Raw genomic sequence first — 23,357 nt, 5'->3', positions numbered from 1 at the left:
TTATGCTAACGCGCATTTTGAGGATAACCTGGCGTTATCCTTTAGCCATGAACAAGATTGAAGGAAGACAGAGTATCAGCCATCGCCATCGTACCAGTGCGCGTGGTCAGATAATCGGGAAAGTGCGTCATCCGGGGCGCGAAACACAGCGGACATTGAGAGTTATTCAAGCTCACAAAATACAATATTCATCCAACGCATCGGCAAAGAACTTTCTATCCTTAAAAACAGCCTGGCTCAAAGCGTTTCAGGCCTATTCACGCATCCGCACCGCCTTACCAATAAGATTCGGCGCCAGCAAAAAACGCCGGTCATTAATCAAGTGAAACGTGATGGCGCATCACTCGTCTAAAAAGCCGCGCGCGAGCGCGCATAAAGCGCCTTTCCAGTTTAAAACCGGCGCACCGCCGTACTCCAATCCGCAATACTCCATCGTGCCCGGGCCCGGACGCAGGCCAGCGCAGTGGTCCATCCAGTATCGTCGCCTGACCCGGTCTCCAGCGGGCAAAAGCAGTCCAGTAGTCCGCCACCTGCCCGGCAAACACCCGATCGCTGGCCTCGGCGCAGTCATTCACCGGCGGCGTAAGGGCAAGATTATCGAAAACATAGGGGATTTCATTGCCATGCCAGGCGCCGTGCGGGTAGCGTTCCCGTTCACCGGCGGCCACGTAATCGAACCAGTATCGCCAGCATGCCACTTTCCTGCGCCGGCAGGCCTGCATAACAATGTATCCCATCGTGGTAAACGCCATGTCGCGGCACACCTGGCGCCCTAGTTCGGCATCGTTACGCACGCCTGGGTACAGCATGCGGATTAACCCCAGCCCCAGGCGGCGCTCGCGGCGCATTCGCTGGATTTGCTGCGCCAGGTCGATACCAAAAAAATTCATTACGCTGGCTTCATCGCTATTGCTGCCTATCATCACCGGGACTGGATGTTGGCGCGCCGCCATAAAACAGCGCATCATGCTTTGAGGAAGTACGCGATCTCCGCATATTGGTACCGGTCCCATGGTAAATGGCATGCCAGCGGCGCACAGCGCATCGGCAGGTAATTTACGCAGCGTGGCGGCATCAGAATCAATGCCCGCCCCCAGATGACGCACCGCAGCCATACATCGCGCCTGCGCTTTTTCCGCACTTTCGTCTTCCAGCGTGTAGGCACTCTGAACAATGGCTTTATCAAATAATCCGCGCCCCAGCGGCGATGCGAGTAATGAGAGTACGCTGCGCCCCCCCGCCGACTCGCCAAACAGCGTGACATTACGCGGATCGCCGCCAAAGCGGGCGATATTTTTCCGCACCCAATATAAAGCGGCAATTTGATCGAGCAGACCAAAATTCCAGGTTTCTCCTGAAATATCCTCACCTTGCAGTGCGGGATGTGCAAAAAAACCCAGCAGCCCCAGCCGATAATTGACGGTTACGACCACCGCGCCACGCCGGGCCAGCGCCCGTCCGTCATACGGAGCGAGACCGCCGGAGCCGAGCGTGAAACTGCCGCCGTGCAGCCACACCATTACCGGAAGCGCCGCATCTGCGCTGACCTCTGCCGGTGCCCACACATTCAGCCACAGGCAGTCTTCGTCAAAAGTGCCGGGATCGCCGCCTGCGATATCACGGCAGGTTTGCGCATCCTGCCAGGCCGCCGCGCCGAATCGGTCAGCTACCCGCACGCCCTCCCACGGTATAACGGGCTGAGGCGCCCGCCAGCGCCTATCGCCTGTGGGCGGAGCAGCGTAGGGTATACCACGCCAGACGGCGATATCGTCGTCGCGTGTACCTATAAGTTGGCCATCAGGAAGTGTGATTATCGGAGTGCGCGGTGATTCCATATTAGCGTCCAGTTTTCTAACACCCCGCAAGCTTACCGCGTTTATAGCAGACCGCAACGTCGTTTGCTCTTATCCTCCTGTTCCTGATACAGCGCGAACGAAGAGAAGAGCGGCGCGCCCAGCGCCTGTTCGAAAACGTCCTGACTGGCACTACGTGGGTTTAACTCATCACCAGGCGCCACATGAAGGTTCAGCGGCCCTCTTATTGGAAGAAAGTCCTCATACTTAACGGGACGGGCAATAACCCAACCGCGTGCGATATAACGCTCAGGATCGACGCCAGGGCGTATCGCGTGACGATATGCTTCACCCGCAGGCGTCAGTTGATAACGAAAATAGCCTAGTTTTTCGCGCCGCAGGGCGTCTTCGCTATCGGGAAAGCGGAGAAAAACATCGCCCAGCCGGAGCTGATGCCCCAGATTGTCCTGCCCTACGCCGGCTTTTAATAACAGGGATTCATACAACGCGCGTCCCTTAAGCGTAAGCGCCATCCCACGCTGTTCGATTTTGCCATAGCGCGCAATGTGGTGCCCTTCACGCCCACAGGTGAAGGTAATATGTTCCGCCTGCGCCCGGAACCCGGTTTGACGCAGCAGAATGGGCACACTACGGCGCGGCGGGCCTTCAATAATAGCACCGGGGGTGATACCAAACTCAGGCATTAAGGCCTGTATTCTGTCGATATCCAGCGTGCGTGGGGTGAGATGGTGAATATGACAGCCGGGGAAACAAACCGCATCGGCCATAAGATAATGCACGCGCAACAGAGCTTCATAGGTTTTGGCATCCACGATTGCCCGGCGGTGCCAGCGGAAAATTGCCAGCGCCTCGGTAATAAACATCTCTGCCTGTGCGGCGGTAAGGCCTTGCTGAGCATCACAGATATCAAGCAGCTCACGGCAGCGAGACGAAAAGATATTTCGCGCCGCCACCAGCGCTCTTACGCGCCGCCGCAGGGGGTCATCAGAAATAAATTCCGGGCGCAGTAGAGAAACCACTATTCGAAAAGGATTGCGTGCCAGCGCCCTTTCATCCAGCGGCCGGAACGCGGTCGCATGGGCGGGAATCCCGGCCAATGCAAGATCGTAATAGTCCACCGGGTGCATACCCATAACCAAAAATAAGCGGCGCAATGTCGCAAGCTCAGCGGCGCTTCCCGCGTGAATTGCGCCGTGATGCTCTACGTTCAGACAGGCCAGCTCCCCTGCATTGGCCAGCTTCTGATGCAGCGCAGGGCTACTCTCAAGCAGCGCAAAATTAACCTCTGAAACCAGTTCCAGCAGCGTAGCGTACTGCGGAATTTCCCGCTGATACATTGCCGACAGCGCCAGTACAAATGTTTCACGTATCTCATCGGGCGACACAATATTCGCCATAATCGTTACCTCTGATGGCCTGGAACGCCTTGAGCCAGGCTGTTTTCAAGGATAGAAAGTTCTTCGCCGATGCGTTGGGTGAATATTGTATTTTGTGAGCCTGAACAACCCTCAATGTCCGCTGTGTTTCGCGCCCCAGGCAACGCACTTTCCCGATTATCCGGCCACGCGCGCTGGCACGATGGCGATGGCTGACACTCTGTCTTCCTTCAAGCTTGTTCATTGATAAAGGATAACGCCAGGTTATCCTCAACGTTTCCTTATGTTTTCATCAGATGGGCGGCTGAACCGCGTTAGCACAAAGGCGTAAACGCTGAGTCCACCTGTCGGCATATGTTAGTAATGTTAAATTTATTTTGCTATCAGGTTATCAAAATTGATTGGGTTAACTTGTCTGCCGCCAGTGAATGTTTTTACTATGGGTTATGGAAAAACAGACTCTTTTTAGCCAGCGCATTCGCCTGCGGCATCTCCACACGTTTGTCGCCGTTGCCCAACAGGGAACGCTGGGGCGTGCAGCGGAAACCTTACATTTAAGCCAGCCCGCGCTATCAAAAACGCTTAATGAGCTTGAGCAGCTTACCGGTGCGCGCCTCTTTGAGCGCGGGCGGTTGGGAGCCCAGTTGACGCTGGTCGGCGAACAATTTTTAACCCATGCGGTCAGAGTACTGGACGCACTCAATCACGCCGGGCTGTCGCTGAACCGCCGTGAAGAACAGCAGTGCGATGTCGTGCGCATCGGCGCACTTCCCACCGCGGCGCTGGGGCTGCTACCCGGGACGATTGGCCATTTTCACCGCCAGCAAAAAGACGTCACAGTACAAATCGCCACTATGAACAATACGATGCTGCTGGCAGGCCTGAAGGCCGCGGAAATTGATATTGGGATTGGCCGCATGTCCGACCCGGAGCTCATGTGCGGTTTGCATTATGAATTACTGTTCATGGAGTCTTTAAAGTTAGTGGTGCATCCTGCCCACCCATTACTGAGCGCCAACGTTACGCTGAGCCGGGTTATGGAATGGCCGGTGGTCCTCTCCCCTCAGGGAACCGTTCCCCGTCGACAGGCAGAAGCGCTACTGGCGGCCCAAAGCTGCACGCTGCCTGATGCCTGCGTAGAAACCCTGTCCGCCTCTTTATCGCGCCAGCTGGCTATCGAGCATAATTATGTGTGGTTTGTGCCTTCAGGCGCGGTGCGGGAAGATTTACGGGAAGGCAAGCTTAGCGTATTACCCGTCTCAACGCCGGACAGCGCAGAGCCTATCGGTATCCTGACCCGCGTTGACACCCCGCTTTCCCACGGCGCGCTGGCAATTATTGCCTGTATACGGCAGACGCAGTCACGTTAATATTCATGTAAGTAAGAAAGATCAAAAATAAGCCTCGCAGGAGGGGCTCAGGCTTCCTGCCAATAAAGCGTAAGATAAAGCCCAGCATCTGCGGCTGTTTTCCGCCGCGCGTTGAGACATAACAGAGGAAACTGTCTTTACCCAAACCGATTAGACATAACCAACCGCAATGGGCAGCCCCTGCTAAAATGCGTCGTAACAAGGGAATGACGGCGAGCACACGTTACAGGCAATGAGGTGCGGCGAACGCGCCCGTCTGCAGACGTTTAAGCGACATACCACCAGCGATATATAGCCCCATTAAACTGGCCGGCAGGCCGAGTGCATTTATACAGGATTACGGCTGGAAACCGTTGGATGAGATCAATCTCGCATCATTAAGACTTATCCAATGGAAATCAATATACATCCCATAATCAATCTGTTAATAATATATCGCCGATGAAAAAGCGTTTTTTTAACGTCTGGACTACACTTGGTAAGCCCGGTCATCCTGACCACAAACACAACCAAACAAGGATGCTTTATGATGAAAAAAATCGCCTTAATTGCTTCACTTCTGGTTTCCATGACCTCTCTGAGCAGCTTCGCTGCCGACCAAATTTCCCGCGAAGAAGCGAAGCACTTTAACCTAACCTCTCTGGGTAATGTGAATGTTTCTGCTACCGGCGGTACTATCTCTTCCCCCAGTGATTTGCACGATAAACTTTCAAAACTGGCCGATGAGAAAGGCGGTGAATATTACGTTATCATCGCGGCCCGCGAGCACGGGCCGAACTTCGAAGCCGTGGCGGAAGTCTTTAAAAAAGGTGAGAAATAAGCACATCTTTATTGTTTAATTTTTCATCACCATAACTCCCGCGCATTAGTTTGATGGGAGTGACAAGCCTGAAACAACGCGCGTTTGTTTCAGGCTTTTTTCTGTTTTCTCTTCGCGCGTTGTCGCTTGCTTTGCACCAGCCTGTATCTCTTTTTACACGGAAAGAAAACTAAGCGACCGCCATACGTACATTATTCCTCAGCGAAATGAATCACGGTACGGATGGATTTACCTTGATGCATTAATTCAAACGCTTCGTTAATCCGCGTCAGCGGCAGGCGATGCGTAATAAAGGGATCGAGGCGAATTCTCCCGCTCATGGCATCGCGCACCATCCCCGGAAGCTGCGTGCGCCCTTTTACCCCGCCAAACGCTGAACCGCGCCAGACCCGGCCGGTAACCAACTGAAAAGGACGAGTGCGAATTTCCTGGCCTGCCCCGGCCACGCCAATGATCACACTTTCGCCCCAGCCTTTGTGGCAACACTCCAGCGCGGCGCGCATTACATCAACATTTCCGATACATTCAAAACTGAAATCGACGCCGCCGTCGGTCATGTCGACAATCACCTCCTGCACCGGCTTCTCGGAGTCTTTCGGGTTCACGCAGTCGGTAGCACCCATTTCACGCGCCAGCGCAAACTTCTCAGGATTGGTATCAATCGCGATGATCCGCCCGGCGCGGGCCTGGACGGCCCCCTGAATAACCGCCAACCCGATCCCCCCCAAACCGAACACTGCCACCGTATCGCCTGGCTGAACTTTTGCCGTATTGTGTACGGCCCCGATACCGGTTGTGACACCACAGCCCAACAGACAGACTTTATCCAGCGGAGCGGCTCCATCCACTTTTGCCAGCGAGACTTCCGCTACCACCGTATATTCACTGAAGGTGCTGGTGCCCATATAGTGATATATCGGCTGCCCGTTATAAGAGAACCGCGTGGTGCCATCTGGCATTAACCCTTTGCCCTGGGTTTCACGCACCGCCTGACACAGGTTAGTTTTCCCGGAGAGGCAAAACTTACATTTTCCGCATTCGGCGGTATAAAGCGGGATAACCCGGTCACCGGGTTTTACACTGGTGACTCCCTCACCGACGTCCACCACGATACCGCCACCTTCATGACCCAATACCGCGGGAAACACGCCTTCAGGATCGTCGCCCGATAGCGTAAAGGCGTCGGTATGGCAAACGCCAGTGTGCGTGATTTTAACCAGCACCTCACCTTTTTGCGGCGGCGCCACGTCGATTTCCACTATCTCCAGAGGTTTTCCTGGCCCAAATGCTACAGCCGCACGTGATTTCATACTGTCTCCGCTTTTACCATATCTGCAGTGAGGTCGGGAAATGTCCGACGCGATAGGCGTATGCTTGACCAGCCGGCGGTCGCCGTCAACCTGTTTACGTTCATCGCCAATAACAAGCGACAGAATTTAACAATACCCATTGATATGCTTATTTTTATGACACGGATAACAATTATTAGCATGACTTATTAATTATGGTGTACCGGTGCCGATATCACTTACAGAAGGATCTTCCTTCTGCAGTAATACCTCATGTGCCTTTGTGGGGAGCGACGCTCCATTCGCCTCCCCACTTTTTTAATCTTTTTCTCAAATATCCCTCAAGCCTTTCTCCCAAAAGCCGATAATAATATTGCTACAATTGTTGGATCTTATGTACCCAGTTCATTTCGGGAGACGTTTCCTAGCCGTCTCCCGCTTTTTTTTGTGTCTTTCTTCTAAATAACTCACCGGGTAATATCTTTCTTTCTCACTCTCTAATTTAAATGGCGCTTAAGAAACTCACTGGTCTGGCGCGCGTGATTATGTATCCACACGCTGCAGAACGAATGGCGCGTTGGCAGGAAGGAAAGCAGGCAGATGCCACTTATTTATAGCGTTGTCGCTATCGGCGCGAGCGTTTTATTTATGCTAAGTTTTTTGTGTGCCATCTATCTCTATTTGAAAGAAAAAGAGGGGCAATTCACCTGCCTGCTGGTGGCATTATTGATGGCATTCATCGCTTTCTATAGCGCCAGCGGCTATGTAAAGAGCGTACTGCAACAGCAGGGAATAGACGCGCTTTCTTATTAATTCCCCCGCGCGAATTCTTTATCTCTGCGCGACGTTAATCAGCGAAATCACCGCTCTCCGCCGTGCGCACCAGGCAAAAGTTTTTGTTATTTCACATTTTGGGATTCCATTTCGCAACACACCTGAATCCGGAGCTGAACCGTAAATACCACGCAGGCTCTTTTAAACGCCGTGCCGGATGCGAAAAGGAAAGGCGGGCTCAGTAATCGCTCTACCGGAAATAGCCTCTGGCACGGTTCACCTGCCGTGTTTGAGAAGAAGAGTAATATTTTCGCCCCGCTGCTCCATTTTTTTACGGCTAACGGATTTCCCAGCACCACAATCTCCCAATAAAGCATAGCGGGTAGCCTCAGTGCATTTTCAATATCCAAACCCGCAGATAATTCCCCCCGTGCAATGGCACGTTCAAATATCGCGACGCCTATTTTGCGGCGACGGTCAGCAAGCTCAGTAAGAATATTTGCAAGCTCGCCGTTCCTGGTGCGCTCGGAATGCCTATCTGGCAGGATCCGCCGAACTAACGGATGGCGGAATATTGCCCGTAACTTCATGAGAAAGGCAGAGACGTCCTTATCGATACACGGGTCGGTTTGTAGGTTGCCGGACATCGGGCAGCTGCAGTTAGTCGATCGCTATCGCTTTTTGTAGGCTGGAGATACATAAAAAAAACCGGCGCCGTGGCGCCGGGAAATAATAAAAGCACTAAAAGGGTACGGAACAACGCCATATTCCTGTCGTCAGTATTCAGCGTCAATGCCTGCTATCAGAAGCCGGAACGCGGTGCGAGCCTTAGTCCAGGCGCTTTTTTCGCCGCGCCGGGGATTTTACACGCCCACCTGCGGCAAACCTATCTCACAGCCCTCTGCCACGACGACTATGACCGCTTTCGATTCAGCGATTAATGCTGCTGTAAATAAACCACCTGAGTTTGAATAAACTCGTGCAGGCCGTGCTTACCGTCTGCTCCACCGATCCCGGATTTACGCCATCCTGCGTGAAATCCCTGCATCGCCTCGAAATTTTCACGATTAACATAGGTTTCACCAAACTTCAGCCCGCTTATGGCCCGCAGCGCGACATTCAGATCCCGGGTATAAATCGCTGAGGTCAGACCATATTCGCTGTCATTTGCCATCGCTATCGCGTCTTCCAGCGTATCGAATACCGCCACCGGCAGCACAGGCCCAAAGACTTCTTCATGCATAATGGCCATCGACTGAGTAACATCCAGCAGGAGCGTTGGCGGCCAGAAATATCCGCGCCCTTTTGGCGCTTCACCGCCTAAAGCCAGCGTCGCTCCCTCTTCCACCGCGCGCGCCACTTTTTCCCGCACCCGATCGCGCGCCTCGGCGCTTATCAAAGGCCCCATTGCAATATCACCGCCCCGGGCCGGGTCGCCGTATTCCAGCTGCGTCAGGGCTTCCCGCAGGCGCTCAACAAATTCTGGATACGCCTCGCGCTGCACATACACGCGCTCCGCACAGTTGCACACCTGGTCGCTATTGATTACGCGAGAATCGACAATCGCCCTCACCGCTAAATCAAGGTCAGCATCGGCCATCACAATAGCCGGCGCTTTTCCGCCCAGTTCCAGACTGACATTTGTGATGTTCTGCGCCGCCGCTGCCATAATTTTTGCACCTGACCCCACGCTGCCGGTCATACTAATTAGCGCGATATCCGGATGCGACGCCAACGCATGGCCCACGGTTTCCCCCCGACCAAAAACCAGATTAAACACCCCCGCCGGTAGCCCTACTTCATGCACGATTTCGCTAAACGCCACCGCATTTCCCGGCGTCAGTTCGCTGGGTTTGATAACCACGGTATTTCCGGTAATCAACGCCGGAGCCATTTTTCGGGCAATGAGGAAAAAAGGGAAATTCCACGGCAAAATACCGGCTACCACGCCCAGCGCGCGTTTGAATACCAGAATTTGCTCTCCGGGGCGATCGCTTTGCACTATTTCGCCTTCGTAGCGCCGCGCCCATTCGGCCATATAGTCGATATAGTCGGCGGTAAATGCGACTTCCACCTCTGCGAGCGCCTGGGTTTTACCTCCTTCAGCAACGATAATGGCGGCGATATCCGCCGCACGCTGACGAATACCCGAAGCGATTTTGCGCAGCCATCCTGCGCGCTCGATAGCGGGCAGCGCTTCCCAGCCGGGCTGCGCCCGCTGCGCCGCCGCAACCGCGCGCTGTACTTCCTGCTCCCCCGCATCCGGCACGCGCGCAATCAGCACCTCAGTCGCCGGATTAACCACATCCAGCCAGGCGTCTCCCTGCCAGTGTTGAAAGGCACCATTGATATACATCGGTTGATAGACCAGCTCGCCCATGCGGCTTCTCCTCCAGCGTTATGTGAGTGACTCTTCAATAGAAGGTAAATATATTGTTAAAACAATAAAAGGCGAGTCTTCAACGCCAAAGTCGGCAGCAAAAAACTGTGAGGTAGCTGGGAAAAATGGGGGTTCTCAGGAAAATAACGGGCGCCGATGCGCCCTAAAGATGACCGTTTGGGGTATTTAAAACCTGAACGGTCAAAAAATCTTACTTTACGCTTCTCTCCTGTAACCGCGACATTACCTGGGGATCGTCTCGAACGGTTATCCACGCCTGTTCAATAGCTTCGGGAATCTCTACATGTTCAATAAAATCGCGCCCTGACGGCCCGTAGCCGCTGGCATCATCGCGCAGGCGCGGGATCTCCCCCAGCACCAGCGACAGATAGCGGTCTACCGCCCATTGCCCGGCATCGCCATGAGTAAAATGTACGCTGCGTTCGGTGTTATAAAGCTCCGGCACAATTCCGGGGTAACTTAGCCAGCGCGGCGTTTTGTTATCTCCCCGCCATACGCGCGCGAACGTCGCTACCGTCCGGCGCTGCATAGTCGGGTCCTGCATAATAACCGCGCTGCGCGGGAAAATGCCTTGCTGCTGACATAACGTGCGGGTAAAAGCGGCATTTTCTCCACAGTTGGTTGAGTGTGATTCGATGTAAATATCCTGTTCTGGGATCTGCCAGCGCTGATGCGCAATATCCGCGATAATCTCTGCTTCACTGCGCCCGGTGGTGGGCAGCGCGCTGTAGCGGGGATGCAGCGCAACGGCGCGGTATAAAAAGGGCGTAGAGTGGCCAATGCCGCCACTAATAATCAGCGGGCGCGCGTTCTCAGCAGCCAGACGGCAGGCCGCTTCAATGGTGGGGATAACCGCATTGCCTGCAAGAATAATCACATCTCCCTGGGTAGAAATTTGGGGATTGTCGCCGAGATCATTCTGCGCCAGCCAGCGTCCAAGGCAATTCACGGCATCCAGCGTCCGCGGCGCTAGCGGCGGAAAAGGAATCGTCATGTTTGCATTCTCCACAAAAAAACTGATTGATATTAACCGCCTGCCCCAGGCCCCAGATGCGGGATGAAGTCCTAAAACCTACAGTCGCTCGACGAACCCATAGATGCGCTTCGCGCTGGGCTGGCTACCGGCATCACCAGAGCGATGCCCTGATATGCGCGGATGCCAAAACGCTTCCTTCAATCACGCCCTGCAGGCCACTTCACTAATATGCGAGTGTATATTGGCAATACTCCTAACATTTAGCGCGCCGCGCGCCGCAGGTGGTTTGCCCCTGTGCTACTCTGCCACCTGCTCCATCGCCTGCAGTATTCGCTTATCAGAGATAGGATAAGGAGTACCCAATTGCTGAGCAAAATAACTCACGCGCAGCTCTTCTATCATCCAGCGAATAGCCTGCACATCTTCATCTTCGCGCCGTTTAATGGGCAGTTTATTTAACCACTGCCGCCAGGCCTGCTGCACCTGCTCCACCTTCAGCAACTGCGCGCGATCGCGATGCGGGTCGATCGCCATTTTTTCCAGGCGTTTCTCAATCGCCTGCAAATAGCGCAGCGTATCACCGAGGCGCTGCCAGCCATTGCCGGTAACAAATCCCCGGTATACCAGCCCGGCCATTTGCGCTTTAACATCCGATAAACCCAGCGCCATGCTCATATCAACGCGCCCTTTGAGACGTTTATTAATGCTAAACACTGCGCTAAGAATCCGCTCTACCTGCCGCGCTATCTCCACAACGGTATCGTTTAAATTCGCACGCACGTGTTCATGCAGGCGAGCGAACGCCTCCTCCTGGTAAACCACGCCCCCCGCCTCGGCAACCAGCTTATCAACGCCGCAGGCGATGCAGTCATCAATCAGGTCGAGAACTTTACCGTAGGGATTGAAATAAAGGCCCAGCTTCGCTTTATTGGGCAACTTTTCATGTAAATACTTAATCGGCGACGGAATATTAAGCAGCAGTAGCCGGCGCAAACCGCGCCACATGGCCTGCTGCTGTTCGTGCGGGTTATCGAAAAGCTTAATCCCCACGCTTTCTTTTTCATCCACCAGCGCGGGCCAGGCTTTCACGTTGTATCCACCGCGCTTTTGCTCGTAGTTTTGCGGCAGCGTGCCGAAACTCCAAATATGCAGCCCGCTCTGCTCAATGCCGTCATCCGCAACCGATGAGAGCGTTTCCTGAACCTTATTTTTCAGCGCCGCCCGCAGCGCCGAAAGATCCTTTCCTTCACGCAGCGGGCGATGGCGCTCATCCGTCACTCGAAATGTCATTTTCAGATGATCGGGAACCAAATCCCACTGCCAGGCATCGCGCTCAACGCTAACCCCGGTCATCCGGCGCAGCTCGCGCTCCAGGCTGTCCAGCAGCGGCTGTGCCAGCGGTTCTGTGCGCCCTAAGAACGCTTCGGCGTAGTTCGGTGCCGGCACAAAATTGCGCCGCAGCGGCTTCGGTAGCGATTTTATTAGCGCAATAATTAATTCCCGGCGCATTCCCGGCACCTGCCATTCGAAGCCTGCATCATCTACCTGATTGAGCAGCGGAAGCGGAATGTGCAGAGTCACGCCGTCGGCGTCCGCGCCAGGTTCAAATTGGTAGCTCAGGCGCAGTTTCAGATTTCCCTGCTGCCAGAAGTTAGGATAATCCAGTCGGCTGACCTGGCCTGCCCCTTCTTTGATAAGCATGCTTTTCTCAAAATTGAGCAGATCCGGGGTCTCACGCGACACGGTTTTCCACCAGTTATCAAAATGGCGCGCCGAGACAACATCATGGGCAATACGTCTATCGTAAAAATCAAATAAAGCGTCGTCGTCCACCAAAATATCGCGCCGACGCGAGCGGTGCTCCAGGTCCTCTATTTCCGTGCGTAATTTCTGGTTTTCTTTGAAAAACGCGTGGCGAGTCTGCCAGTCACCCTCTACCAGCGCGTGCCGGATAAATAATTCGCGGCAAAGCGTCGGATCGATACGGCCGTAGTTAACCTTACGCGCGGCCACAATCGGCAGTCCATACAGCGTGACTTTTTCACTCGCCATCACGGCGCCCTGCGCACGCTCCCAGTGAGGCTCGCTGTATGAGCGTTTAATGAGATGTCGGGCCAGCGGTTCTATCCATTCGGGTTCGATACGCGCCGCCACGCGCCCCCACAGGCGAGTGGTTTCCACCAGTTCGGCAACCATGGTCCATTTAGGCGTTTTTTTGAATAATCCAGAGCCGGGGAATATGGCAAAACGCGCGCCGCGCGCGCCGCTGTATTCCTGTTTTTCGGCGTCTTTCATACCAATGTGCGACAGCAGCCCGCTTAATAGCGCACAGTGCACCGCCCGGAAATCCGCCGCTTCGCCGTTGACCGGAACGCCTAATTCTTTAATCACCTGCCGCAGTTGCGTATAAATATCCTGCCACTCGCGCACGCGCAAATAATTCAGGTAATCAACGCGACACTGACGCCGAAACTGGTTACCAGATAGCGCCTTTTGCTGCTCCTGCAGGTAATTCCAAAGGTTAACCCACGCCAGAAAATCGGAACCAGCGTCCTGAAAACGCCGATGTTTTTCATCCGCCGCCTGGCGCTTTTCCTGCGGGCGTTCGCGCGGGTCCTGAATTGAAAGCGCGGCGGCGATTATCATGGTTTCACGCACGCAGCCGTACTTTTGCGCTTCCAAAACCATTCGCGCCAGACGCGGGTCTACGGGCAGCCGCGACAGATTTCGCCCAAGATCCGTTAATTGATAGCCCGCGCCCCGCTCGTCGGTGTGCAGCGCACCAAGCTCTTCCAGCAGGCGCACGCCGTCCTGAATATTGCGTTTGTCTGGCGCTTCAACAAAGGGAAAAGCTTCAATATCGCCGAGCCCGAGCGCCGTCATCTGCAAAATGACCGACGCCAGGTTAGTGCGCAGAATTTCCGGATCGGTAAATTCCGGGCGCGATAAAAAGTCAGCCTCCGAATATAAACGAATGCAGATCCCTTCGCTCACGCGACCACAGCGCCCTTTGCGCTGATTCGCTGAGGCCTGCGATATGGGCTCAATCGGCAAGCGCTGCACTTTGGTGCGGAAGCTGTAACGGCTAATGCGCGCCGTGCCGGGATCAATCACATATTTAATGCCAGGCACCGTTAAAGAGGTTTCCGCAACGTTGGTTGCCAGCACAATACGCCGCCCGCCGTGCGGCTGAAACACGCGATTCTGCTCGCTATTCGAAAGGCGGGCATAAAGCGGTAGAATTTCCGTATGGCGCAAATTCAGTTTGGTTAATCCTTCGGCGGTATCGCGAATTTCCCGCTCGCCGCTCATAAAGATCAGTATATCGCCGGGTCCCTCGCGTCCAAGCTCGTCAACCGCATCGAAAATCGCCTGTAATTGGTCGCGTTCAACGTCATCCGCATCCTCAACAATGGGACGCCAGCGAACTTCCACCGGATAAGTTCGCCCGGAAACTTCTATCACCGGCGCATGGTTAAAGTGGCGAGAGAAACGCTGGGGATCGATGGTAGCCGATGTAATAATAACCTTGAGGTCGGGGCGCCGCGGCAGAAGCTCTTTCAGATAGCCAAGCAGAAAGTCGATATTCAGACTGCGCTCATGCGCTTCATCAATGATTATCGTGTCATACTGCATAAGCAGCCTGTCCTGCTGGATTTCCGCCAGCAGAATGCCATCGGTCATTAGTTTTACCCGCGTGTTATCACCCACGCTATCGGTAAAACGCACTTTATATCCTACACAATCGCCAATCTCGCTGCCGAGTTCTTCGGCTATTCGGCTGGCTACCGTGCGTGCAGCCAGCCGTCGCGGCTGCGTATGGCCAATCAGGCCTTTTACGCCCCGCCCCAGCTCCATACAAATTTTGGGAAGCTGCGTTGTTTTACCTGAGCCGGTTTCGCCGGCGACAATGGTTACCTGGTTATCGCGTATAGCCTGCAGAATGTGCTGTTTTTTCTGACTGACCGGCAGGTTTTCCGGGTAGACAATGGTCGGGCTGGCGGCAATACGCCGCTCTACTTTTGCAGCCGCTACCTCGATCTCCCCCGCCAGCGCCTCGTACAACGCGCGCCGGGATTCAGTATTTTTCACCTTTTTGGCACCGTGCAGGCGGCGCGAAAAACGAACTTTATCGCGCAGCATAAGTGAATCCAGGCGCGTCGTCAGGCTGTCGAAAGGGTTTTCTTGCTTTTCCATGTGGCTTTCAGGGCAGCCGCGCTGCCGGACGTTAAGAATAGAATGAAATGACGTGCAGTTTATCATAGTGGCCGCTGGCGCGCTTTGTTCAATAAATTCGAATATAGATTTCGATATATTGCGCTATCTCTGCGGCACGATAATGAATACTCTGTTGCTCATGCAATGGAACACCATTCGAGACAACCGAATAAGGAATCGCAATGAGTAAAGTTTTAGTTTTGAAATCCAGTATCCTGGCCGGCTATTCGCAGTCCAGCCAGCTTTCTGACTATTTTATTGAACAGTGGCGCGAAGCTCACCCAAACGACACGATTACCGTGCGCGATCTTGCCGCTGAGCCTATTCCGGTGCTGGATGGCGAACTGGTGGGTGCTATGCGCCCGAGCGATGCGCCACTCAGCCCGCGCCAGCGGGAGGCGCTGGCACTTTCCGATGCGCTTATCGCAGAGCTGAAAGCCCATGATGTTATTGTGCTTAACGCGCCGATGTATAACTTCACGATCCCAACGCAGCTTAAAAATTATTTTGACATGATAGCGCGCGCTGGCGTGACGTTCCGCTATACCGAAAATGGGCCTGAAGGGCTGATAACGGGCAAACGGGCTCTGGTTATTTCAAGCCGCGGCGGGCTTCACAAGGATAGTCCTTCAGATATGCTCACTCCTTATGTGAAGCTGTTCCTGGGTTTTATCGGCATTACTGATGTGAATTTTGTGTTCGCCGAGGGCGTGGCTATGGGGCCGGAAATCGCGGGTAAGGCACAGCATGACGCTAAAACCGCGCTTAACGCAATTATCGCCGGATGAGATTCCCTTTTTACTAAGGAGCAGGGAATGCTCCGGGAATAAGCTCCCTCTCTCCCACTGATTTGCGGCGTCTGCTGGCCGAATAGTAAAAGCCATCTGCCTTTTAGGTGGCTTTAATACAGCCCACCTAAAAGGGGCTTACATACCCCCCTTCCAGTCCCGGCTGCATTTGCCTTGCTTCTTTGGCTACCCTGTCTGGTAGCGCATATATCTGCGGAGTAATTCTTCGCATGCTGCCGCTGAGTTTACAACATACCCTCTTTGCCGGAATTGATTGCCCCAACGCTTGCGCATTCTGAGATAAGGAAGCCTCGCAAACCGTCCGATAGCCGTTCGCACTTTCATAAATCCCGCGAGTTCCAAGGCACCTAAACCCGGCGGCGCTCTGACTATGACCTATCTGCACATTTAGCTCAAAGACTGTGCACTTTTCATATTGCTGTAGATCTAAATGCTGCGGTAAAGCTCTTTACCGGGGCTGCCTTTGAGGATTTTGTATCCGTATTTTGGTGTCCATACGAGATAGGACCGGCAGCGTGGCAAGATGATCCATATCTGCTCATGCTATTGTCCCCTTGATTTGCCGGTAACAAACCGCGGCAGTATTTAGCAGAGCGTTCTCCGGGCATAGCCCCACATGAACCGTCGTCGCTTCCCCAAGAGGTGATTTAAGATTGAGAATCAATAAGGGAAACGTTTGGTTTCCTTTATTGATAATACAGAGAAGGAATTATATTCATATTAATTAGCGTTTTCGCTGTGTAATAAATAGTCATCTCCGCTAACGCTATCTCACCGTGCAGCGCTACTTTAATGCCAATCGGTGATTAAAAACTCATTAGTCCCTATGAGCACCGTCTGAATTATGCTTAACGCTATCGAATCACGCTCCCCTGCGACTAAACGTGATTTTTATTAATGCGGCCAACAGGGAAAATTCTCAATGCATTTTTTCTGAATACCCGCTTATTTTAATACTGTGTTATTTAATGCGATGCTGGGCTAGCGCCAGTTGATTATAGCGATATAACGTTTCATCAACGATAGCCGTTGCCATGACCAGAGGGCCGTTCCAGTCAATAAAATCTATATAGTGATCAATAATCGCTATAATTCTATTCACCAACACCAGATTTCCTTTTTCAGGCCGCACACCTTCAGGCACCATTACGCGTATACCCAATGCTAGCCGTCGGCTAAGCAGAAAATGGCGGGGAATAGAGTTTGAGCATTGCGTATGCGCTTGCGCATTCTCACTCTCTGCCCTTTTTGCATTCGGATAACCCGCCAGGATGCCAGCAGCGTCATAAATATCTATTTCTGTATGTTTTGCAAACTGCTCAATAAATATTAGATTGAATAATTCGGAGGAGCTCAGATGAGAAAAACCAGCATAAAAGTAATTAGACGGTTTCTTTTCTAACATATCCATATGCTTCATCCTTTAATAAATCGCTTTCAAGCATCATACCGACGCGATATTCATCACACCAGATTTAAACCACCGCCATTTTTCTGAAAAAACCACGCCATTTTCTGGTTATGAACGAATTTTCAGTAAAGTTATTTAAAGAAATATTGGAGTGCTGGGCAATTTCTCTATTCAGCAAGAGATATCCCCCTGTCTCTGCGGCATAGAAAGTGGGAGGTTATCCAATAATTGTTTTAAATAATTTATAAAAGTGATGTTCAGAAATACAAATAGGCTCAATCCCATTACATTTAATTTTCGGCTATTTGAGTTAATTGGCAATTTCAATTCTGTTCATTAAAAGCCGTTCTTTAAAGGCGAAACCCTGCCCACACACGGCTAATTTAACCGGGATCGTTTACGCCCGTTTTGCATAACGCGGGTTAATGCGATAGATATGGAACAGCCTTTCAGGCACCCGATCGGCAGGGACTGCTCAGACACGCGTAGCGTTTGATAACGCTATACGCCCGCGCTCTTATAGCTTTACTGACGCCGGGTTTCATGGCTGAGATTATTTACGCAACCACTGACCGTTAATACCGCGCACATATTCTCCCGCTTTGGCGCGGGCCACCAGCTTCTGCCCGGCAAGCCGCGCGACGTCATCCGGCTTCAGATGATTTTCCATCGCCAGTTGGTGATAACTGGCGGTTCGTGCCTGGTTAATTTTCTGCACTAACGCCAGGCTTTCCGCGTCTTGTTTTACTGGCGCTATATAGCCGCTGAGCGTTTCGCCTACCCGCCCCTGAGTTCGGGCCTCATCCAGCGTCAGCGCATACAGGGGCGTGCTAAATAAACTAAAAAATACGGCGCTAAAGAGTAAAGAACGACCCTTTTTCATCATTCACCTTTAAAAGAGATCGCTGCGATCGTGCAGCAGTTTTTCAACGTCTTTATCCACTTTCACGTGAATTTCATGCTCTATTTTCACGTTCATATTGATAGTAATTGGCTCTTTCGGTGCCGCAACCTCAATACGCGGCGTGCACCCCGCCATCCCCATAAGCGCGACAACAGTCCCGATCATGCACCGCTGTTTCATGGTGACTCCTTACAGATATACCTCTGGCAGTGCGTCGTGGGCACCGACATGTTTTGTTCCAGCCAGGACTGGAGATTGTCGCCGAAGCGCAGGCTGCGCCAGAGCGTAAACACATTTTCACCGTGCTGGTAATTTAATTTAACGGTGGCTTCTTTCTCACCAACGCGGCTCACGCCGGTAAGGGTTGCCCGCAGGGTCAATAGCCCTAAATTATCCAGCGTAATATGCGTCCATGAGTGCGAAATTTCCATATATCGTAGCCAGTTGATGGCTGACCCGGCGGCCATATTATCGCGCACAATAGCATCCACCGTATCTTTATCCAGCCTCAATGTTAAGGGCCCTGGATTATTCAGCCAGCCATCTTTAATTATCCATTTTGGATGGTTCAACCAGAGCGGTAGCGCGCCGTTAATGCGCCCAGAGAGAGTAAACTGTTTGGGATTGATAGCGCTAATAAGTTCGCTGGAGGAGATATTTTCAACCCTGAGTAACGCTGCATCGTGCTGCGGCATGCGAAGCTGGCGCAACTCAAGCCTTCCGTCCAGCGCATCAACGCTGACATCGCTCAGCCACAGCGGCGCGTTTTCGCGCCACGGATAGCTGCCCTGAAGCGAGGCCTGGACATTTTTCGCCACCACCTGGCTTTGAACCTCGGCGATATGTAGCCGCACCGGGCCGCGGGTTCCCAGGTTCCAGATGCCTTCCCGATAGCGAAACGGCAGAATAAAATCTACGCCGTTAATTTGGTTGTCCGGCAGCCAGGCGCTGCCGTTTTTCACCACTCCGTGGCCGCCGGCTTCAAAGCCCTGGCTCTGCGCCGCAGAAAACGCTATCTGAGCGTAAAACTCACCGTCCTTCAGCGCCAGCTTCCAGTCCGTAGGCAGCAGCGGCTGAAATACCGTCAGCGGCTGACGCGGCCACCAGGCCTCCCCGCGCAGCCGCTCTCCATCCCAACGCCCTTGCAGGCGTATCGGCCCAATACTTTGTGCCTGTAGATCGCCTTTGAACAGAAACCATGTCGGATCCCGGCCCTGAACTGAAAAATGCATTTGCGACGGCGGCAGCGTGCTGCCTTCACCAAATATCGTGTTCTGCGCGTTAAGAATGAAGGCGCCTTTAAGTAAAGGCGCGGCGCTGTCTCGCTGCCAGATGACAGGCTCAGTCAGCGCCAGACGCGGTTGATTCATCGTCATAGCGCCGTAGGTCAGACTATCGAAGCCTGTCGATAGCGACAGTAGTTTAATGGCATTGTCGCGCCACTCGCCGTGGCCCTTAACATCCCAACGCGCCTGCATTGGCGTAAAGCGTCCGTCTCCCCAATAGCGCCACTGCCAAAGTCCGCTATCGGGTAAAAACTGGTGGGCCTTCCCATCCAGGTGCAGCGTGAAATTACCGAGCGCGTTTTCATGCGCTCGCAGGATAGCCTGCAGGCGACCATCCACGCCGCGCTGGGTTAATCGGACACCGGCAAGAGGCCAGCGAATTTCATCAATGTTTAAAGCATCAATTAATCTGCCGCGCGACCGTAACAGCGCGCCCGGTTCAAATTGCAGCTGCGGATCGTTAAGCGGGCCGCTTAGGGTGGCAGGCAGCGACCCGTAAAAGATCATCTGGCCCTGTTTCGCTTCGCCGGTAAGCCGCAGCGGCATCGCGCTTTGCGCCATACTTAATTGCCCAGGGCCGAAGGACAATACTGCGTTGCCTTTTCCGGCGCGCCCGGTCGTTAGCACGTTAAGACGGCCCGTTATCCGCGCCCGTTCAAAACCGCGGCGCCAGTCGTCGATAGTTATCCTAAGGCGCCCGCTTAAAGGAAATCCCGCATAGGGCCAGTTCCAGCGGCCATCGCTAAATTTTAGCGCCGCCGGCGTCGCCTCCCAGGGAAGATCGAGTAAAGGATCGCTGATTTCGGGTGCAAACACTAAAAACTGGCCCCGATTGTCTCGCCAGTTAACTTCCACATCCGCGCCCTGAGGCCCTGCAGGCAGCGGCGGTAACTGGAAATGCGCTGTAACCCGGCCGCTATCGGGCAGGCCGCCGGGCATAAGCGGCAGCGTGATATTGCCCGTCAATGACACCGGCGCCATATCTTTGATGATTTGAGCCTGCAGGCGATCAACGGTGAGTTGACGCCCGGTGATACGCGCGCCCAGAGCGACATGCTCGCCCTGGAAATCAATGCGCTGTTGCCATGGTGTGAGATCCAGCGCCAGAGCACCGCGATAATCTCCCCAGGGCTTCACCGTCAGCGTATCTACTGTTACCCATGACCGGGGCAACATTCGCTGCCAGTCGACCAGACTACGGGCAGAGCCTGCAGAGTCAGATGCCGGAAGCTGGCTAAAACAGGTTGAATCCAGCGTCAGGGCTTCTACGTGCAGTCGCCAGCGGCTGGGGTGGCTCAGACGCGCCTGTTTTACCTCGGCCAGCACGCAGTCGCCGGTCAAATAGCGTAATTCGGGCAAAATCAGCGTGCGATGGTGAACGCGCGGGCCGCTGCTTATCGCGATACGCGTTCCCTGTGGCAGCCATAATCCTGCCAGCGTCGGTAACCAGTGGGCAACCGTTAACAGCAAAGTAAGCGGTAATAATATCAGCAGCAGCAGGAGCGCAATCGCAGCTTTGTATTTACCCTTCATGGGTCCGTATCGTTTGACTGGAGCCTGCTTTGCAGGCGTTGTTATCGCAGGCACTCCAGCCAGCCGGCGTATCAAAACGCGGCGCTGACGGAAGAATTTTCACCGCCATCCTGGTTTGCCTGAACCTATTAGCAGGAGCGTTATCGCTAACTCTGTTCTCAGTAGTATCACGTAACCTATTCAATATTCTTACACATTTGCCATAACTCGTGAAGCCATCCCTGCCGCAACCCTTTGTCTACACTAATACAACAGGCCACGCACAATATGCTGTCGTGCTCATGCCATATACAAAATTGGTCCGGATGACGGGAGAAGAATCATGAAACTTGCGGTATACAGCACTAAGCAATATGACAAGAAATATTTAGCGCAGGTTAATAAAGAATACGACTTTGATATTGAGTTTTTTGACTTTCTGCTTAGCGTAAAAACCGCCAGGACTGCGCACGAATGTGAGGCCGTTTGCCTGTTTGTCAACGATGACGGCAGCCGCCCGGTGCTGGAAGAACTAAAGCGTATTGGCGTGAAGTATATCGCCCTGCGCTGCGCCGGGTTTAACAATGTCGATCTCGATGCGGCAAAAGCGCTGGGGCTGCGCGTAGTTCGCGTACCGGCATATTCGCCCGAAGCCGTCGCAGAACACGCCATCGGTATGATGATGTGCCTGAATCGGCGGATTCATCGCGCCTGGCAGCGTACCCGCGATGCAAATTTTTCGCTGGAAGGCTTAACAGGATTTACCATGCATGGGAAAACAGCAGGCGTTATCGGAACCGGAAAAATAGGTCTTGCTGCTTTGCGTATTTTAAAAGGTTTCGGATTACGGCTTTTAGCCTTCGATCCGTGGCCTGCCGACGCCGCTCTGGCGCTTGGCGTAGAGTACGTCGACCTTGCCACGCTATATGCCCGGTCCGATATTATTACGCTGCATTGCCCATTGACGGAGCAGAATTATCACCTGCTCGATGCTGCGGCCTTTGCGCAAATGAAAGACGGCGTGATGGTGATTAATACCAGCCGCGGCGCGCTTATTGACTCTCAGGCCGCCATCGATGCGCTCAAATCGCAAAAAATTGGCGCCCTTGGGATGGATGTTTATGAAAACGAGCGCGATCTTTTTTTTGAGGATAAATCCAACGATGTCATTCAGGACGATGTCTTTCGCAGACTTTCAGCCTGTCATAATGTGTTATTTACCGGTCACCAGGCCTTTTTAACCGCCGAAGCATTGACTGCAATTGCTCAAACTACACTGAATAATTTACGCCAGCTCGCCGCAGGGAAAGAATGCCCCAATACCCTGGTCTAAACGCCTTTGCAATTTTCAGATTTAACTCAAAGACCTGGCCCGGTGCCGCTGACACACTGACGCGGCACAGTCAGCAATAAAATTTAGCCTGTGTGACGGTGTGGCGCATTCCGCCATTTCACTGAAGTATTAAATTTCACACCGGCACCCCGTATAATTATTATGAGCGCCGCACGTAATCGCCTGCTACACCGCAGGCAGCGCGGCCGCGCATAGTTTTCAGGCTCTTTGGAGAAAAAATGAAAAAAATTACCGCATTATTGTTTGCCGCCGCGACCGTTACCGGTTGCGCCAATACTCATAGCACCGGCGATGTGGACGCCGCGAAACTTCAGCATCATCGCTATGTGCTGGAAAGCGTGAACGGCCAGGCGCTTAAGCAAGACGGCAAACCGGGTCGCCAGCCGGAATTAAATTTTGGCGAGAATCTGCACGTCTCCGGGGCTATGTGTAACCGCTTTATGGGCCAGGGAAAACTCACTGGCAATACCCTAAAAGTGGACGGCATGGCAATGACTCGGATGATGTGCGTTGACCCGACGCTTAACGAACTGGATGGCACAATCAATAAAATGCTGTCTGCCGGAGCCAATGTCAGCATTGCGCAGAATCAGCTCACTCTGACTCAGGGCGACACCACGCTTGTGTACAAGTTAGCAGACCTGGTTCAATAAACGCCGCAGTTGCCGGACGCCAGCGCACGCTCGCTGCAGCGCTTTCCGTTCGGCAACGCGCACATTCCCACCGCGGCGCCGTCAAGCTGGCGTGCTACCGAAAGTTGGCCGCCTATCATGGCGCAGTTGGCTTGGCCTCTGTCGGACATAGCCGCGCGCATCCCGGGCGTAACGTGCGCCGCCGTTGCCTGCTGCGGTGGTTCACTGCTACAGGCGCTTAATAAACAGGCCAGCGCACCAATAAAAAGAATCCCTGCTCGCATTGCGTTATCTCCCCAAAGTCATTGTGCATAAAATCGACTGAATCATAGGCTAGCCTTATGGGGAGCGTCGACCTTTTACCCTGGCTATTCATGTTCTGAAACACTTTTTATGCCAATATCTGATTTT

The 23,357-nt window shown here is 53.3% G+C and carries 19 protein-coding genes and 1 pseudogene; 7 read left to right on the top strand and 13 right to left on the bottom strand.

Annotation, left to right across the window (positions count from 1 at the left end; genetic code table 11):
• Positions 1-2: 2 nt before the first annotated feature.
• Positions 3-326 carry a hypothetical protein gene (locus SFA31_RS14445; protein ID WP_322838610.1) on the top strand — a complete coding sequence of 108 codons (324 nt, stop codon included), beginning with the start codon at positions 3-5 and terminating at the stop codon, positions 324-326.
• Here the strand turns inward: SFA31_RS14445 and SFA31_RS14440 are convergent.
• The gene (locus tag SFA31_RS14440) at positions 315-1,835 is read right to left on the bottom strand and encodes a carboxylesterase/lipase family protein (RefSeq protein ID WP_322838609.1); all 1,521 of its coding nucleotides are present in this window, start codon (positions 1,833-1,835) and stop codon (positions 315-317) included. The genes SFA31_RS14445 and SFA31_RS14440 overlap by 12 nt on opposite strands.
• A 41-nt stretch (positions 1,836-1,876) precedes the next feature.
• Entirely contained in the window at positions 1,877-3,211 is a 1,335-nt protein-coding gene (locus tag SFA31_RS14435) for a VOC family protein (RefSeq protein ID WP_322838608.1), read from the bottom strand.
• A gap of 425 nt (positions 3,212-3,636) precedes the next feature.
• On the opposite strand from SFA31_RS14435, the gene SFA31_RS14430 reads away from it, so the two are divergent.
• Both SFA31_RS14430 and SFA31_RS14425 read left to right on the top strand, forming a co-directional pair.
• Positions 3,637-4,560, top strand: coding sequence for a LysR substrate-binding domain-containing protein (locus SFA31_RS14430; protein ID WP_322838607.1), 924 nt, complete (start codon positions 3,637-3,639; stop codon positions 4,558-4,560).
• Positions 4,561-5,089: 529 nt separating this feature from the next.
• Positions 5,090-5,380, top strand: coding sequence for a DUF1471 domain-containing protein (locus SFA31_RS14425; protein ID WP_322839380.1), 291 nt, complete (start codon positions 5,090-5,092; stop codon positions 5,378-5,380).
• 191 nt (positions 5,381-5,571) lie between these two features.
• On the opposite strand, the gene SFA31_RS14420 is transcribed toward SFA31_RS14425, so the two are convergent.
• Positions 5,572-6,690, bottom strand: a complete 1,119-nt coding sequence (locus tag SFA31_RS14420) for an S-(hydroxymethyl)glutathione dehydrogenase/class III alcohol dehydrogenase (protein ID WP_322838606.1) — start codon at positions 6,688-6,690, stop codon at positions 5,572-5,574.
• Positions 6,691-7,269: 579 nt separating this feature from the next.
• Here SFA31_RS14420 and SFA31_RS14415 point away from each other — a divergent pair.
• Complete coding sequence (locus SFA31_RS14415) at positions 7,270-7,482, top strand: hypothetical protein (protein ID WP_322838605.1); 213 nt, start codon at positions 7,270-7,272, stop codon at positions 7,480-7,482.
• Between the two features lie 86 nt (positions 7,483-7,568).
• On the opposite strand, the gene SFA31_RS19105 is transcribed toward SFA31_RS14415, so the two are convergent.
• The 4 genes from SFA31_RS19105 to hrpA form a co-directional block, all read right to left on the bottom strand.
• Complete coding sequence (locus SFA31_RS19105; RefSeq protein WP_416208332.1) at positions 7,569-8,090, bottom strand: TetR-like C-terminal domain-containing protein; 522 nt, start codon at positions 8,088-8,090, stop codon at positions 7,569-7,571.
• A 290-nt stretch (positions 8,091-8,380) separates the two neighbouring features.
• Positions 8,381-9,823 (bottom strand): aldehyde dehydrogenase, encoded by a 1,443-nt coding sequence (aldA, locus tag SFA31_RS14410; protein ID WP_322838604.1) that lies wholly within the window; start codon positions 9,821-9,823, stop codon positions 8,381-8,383.
• A gap of 211 nt (positions 9,824-10,034) precedes the next feature.
• The gene (locus SFA31_RS14405) at positions 10,035-10,838 is read right to left on the bottom strand and encodes a YdcF family protein (protein ID WP_322838603.1); all 804 of its coding nucleotides are present in this window, start codon (positions 10,836-10,838) and stop codon (positions 10,035-10,037) included.
• A 279-nt stretch (positions 10,839-11,117) separates the two neighbouring features.
• A complete protein-coding gene (gene hrpA, locus SFA31_RS14400) occupies positions 11,118-15,017 on the bottom strand; it encodes an ATP-dependent RNA helicase HrpA (protein WP_322838602.1) in 3,900 nt (1,299 codons plus the stop codon).
• Positions 15,018-15,220: 203 nt separating this feature from the next.
• On the opposite strand from hrpA, the gene SFA31_RS14395 reads away from it, so the two are divergent.
• Positions 15,221-15,826 (top strand): FMN-dependent NADH-azoreductase, encoded by a 606-nt coding sequence (locus SFA31_RS14395; RefSeq protein WP_322838601.1) that lies wholly within the window; start codon positions 15,221-15,223, stop codon positions 15,824-15,826.
• Positions 15,827-15,953: 127 nt separating this feature from the next.
• Here SFA31_RS14395 and SFA31_RS14390 read toward each other — a convergent pair.
• From SFA31_RS14390 to SFA31_RS14370, 5 genes and pseudogenes are all read right to left on the bottom strand, one after another.
• Positions 15,954-16,381, bottom strand: a pseudogene (locus SFA31_RS14390) (transposase).
• Positions 16,382-16,808: 427 nt separating this feature from the next.
• Entirely contained in the window at positions 16,809-17,258 is a 450-nt protein-coding gene (locus SFA31_RS14385) for a hypothetical protein (RefSeq protein ID WP_322838600.1), read from the bottom strand.
• Between the two features lie 553 nt (positions 17,259-17,811).
• A complete protein-coding gene (locus tag SFA31_RS14380; protein ID WP_322838599.1) occupies positions 17,812-18,141 on the bottom strand; it encodes a YdbL family protein in 330 nt (109 codons plus the stop codon).
• Between the two features lie 9 nt (positions 18,142-18,150).
• On the bottom strand, positions 18,151-18,342 hold the full coding sequence (locus SFA31_RS14375; protein ID WP_322838598.1) for a YnbE family lipoprotein: 192 nt from the start codon (positions 18,340-18,342) through the stop codon (positions 18,151-18,153).
• Positions 18,339-20,981: a YdbH family protein gene (locus tag SFA31_RS14370; protein ID WP_322838597.1), complete on the bottom strand. Its 2,643-nt coding sequence runs from the start codon at positions 20,979-20,981 to the stop codon at positions 18,339-18,341. The genes SFA31_RS14375 and SFA31_RS14370 overlap by 4 nt, the downstream gene beginning before the upstream one ends.
• Before the next feature lie 322 nt (positions 20,982-21,303).
• Between SFA31_RS14370 and SFA31_RS14365 the strand changes: the two genes are divergently transcribed.
• Positions 21,304-22,293, top strand: coding sequence for a 2-hydroxyacid dehydrogenase (locus SFA31_RS14365; protein ID WP_322838596.1), 990 nt, complete (start codon positions 21,304-21,306; stop codon positions 22,291-22,293).
• 239 nt (positions 22,294-22,532) lie between these two features.
• Entirely contained in the window at positions 22,533-22,967 is a 435-nt protein-coding gene (hslJ, locus tag SFA31_RS14360; RefSeq protein ID WP_322838595.1) for a heat shock protein HslJ, read from the top strand.
• Here the strand turns inward: hslJ and SFA31_RS14355 are convergent.
• Positions 22,961-23,230, bottom strand: a complete 270-nt coding sequence (locus SFA31_RS14355; protein WP_322838594.1) for a DUF333 domain-containing protein — start codon at positions 23,228-23,230, stop codon at positions 22,961-22,963. The genes hslJ and SFA31_RS14355 overlap by 7 nt on opposite strands.
• Between the last annotated feature and the right edge of the window lie 127 nt (positions 23,231-23,357).

It is taken from the genome of Erwinia sp. HR93, from assembly GCF_034555055.1.
In the GTDB taxonomy this organism is placed as follows: Bacteria; Pseudomonadota; Gammaproteobacteria; order Enterobacterales; family Enterobacteriaceae; genus Apirhabdus; species Apirhabdus apintestini.
The sequence above is the reverse complement of the archived record's forward strand: the minus strand, read 5'-3'. Positions and strand labels throughout refer to the sequence as shown.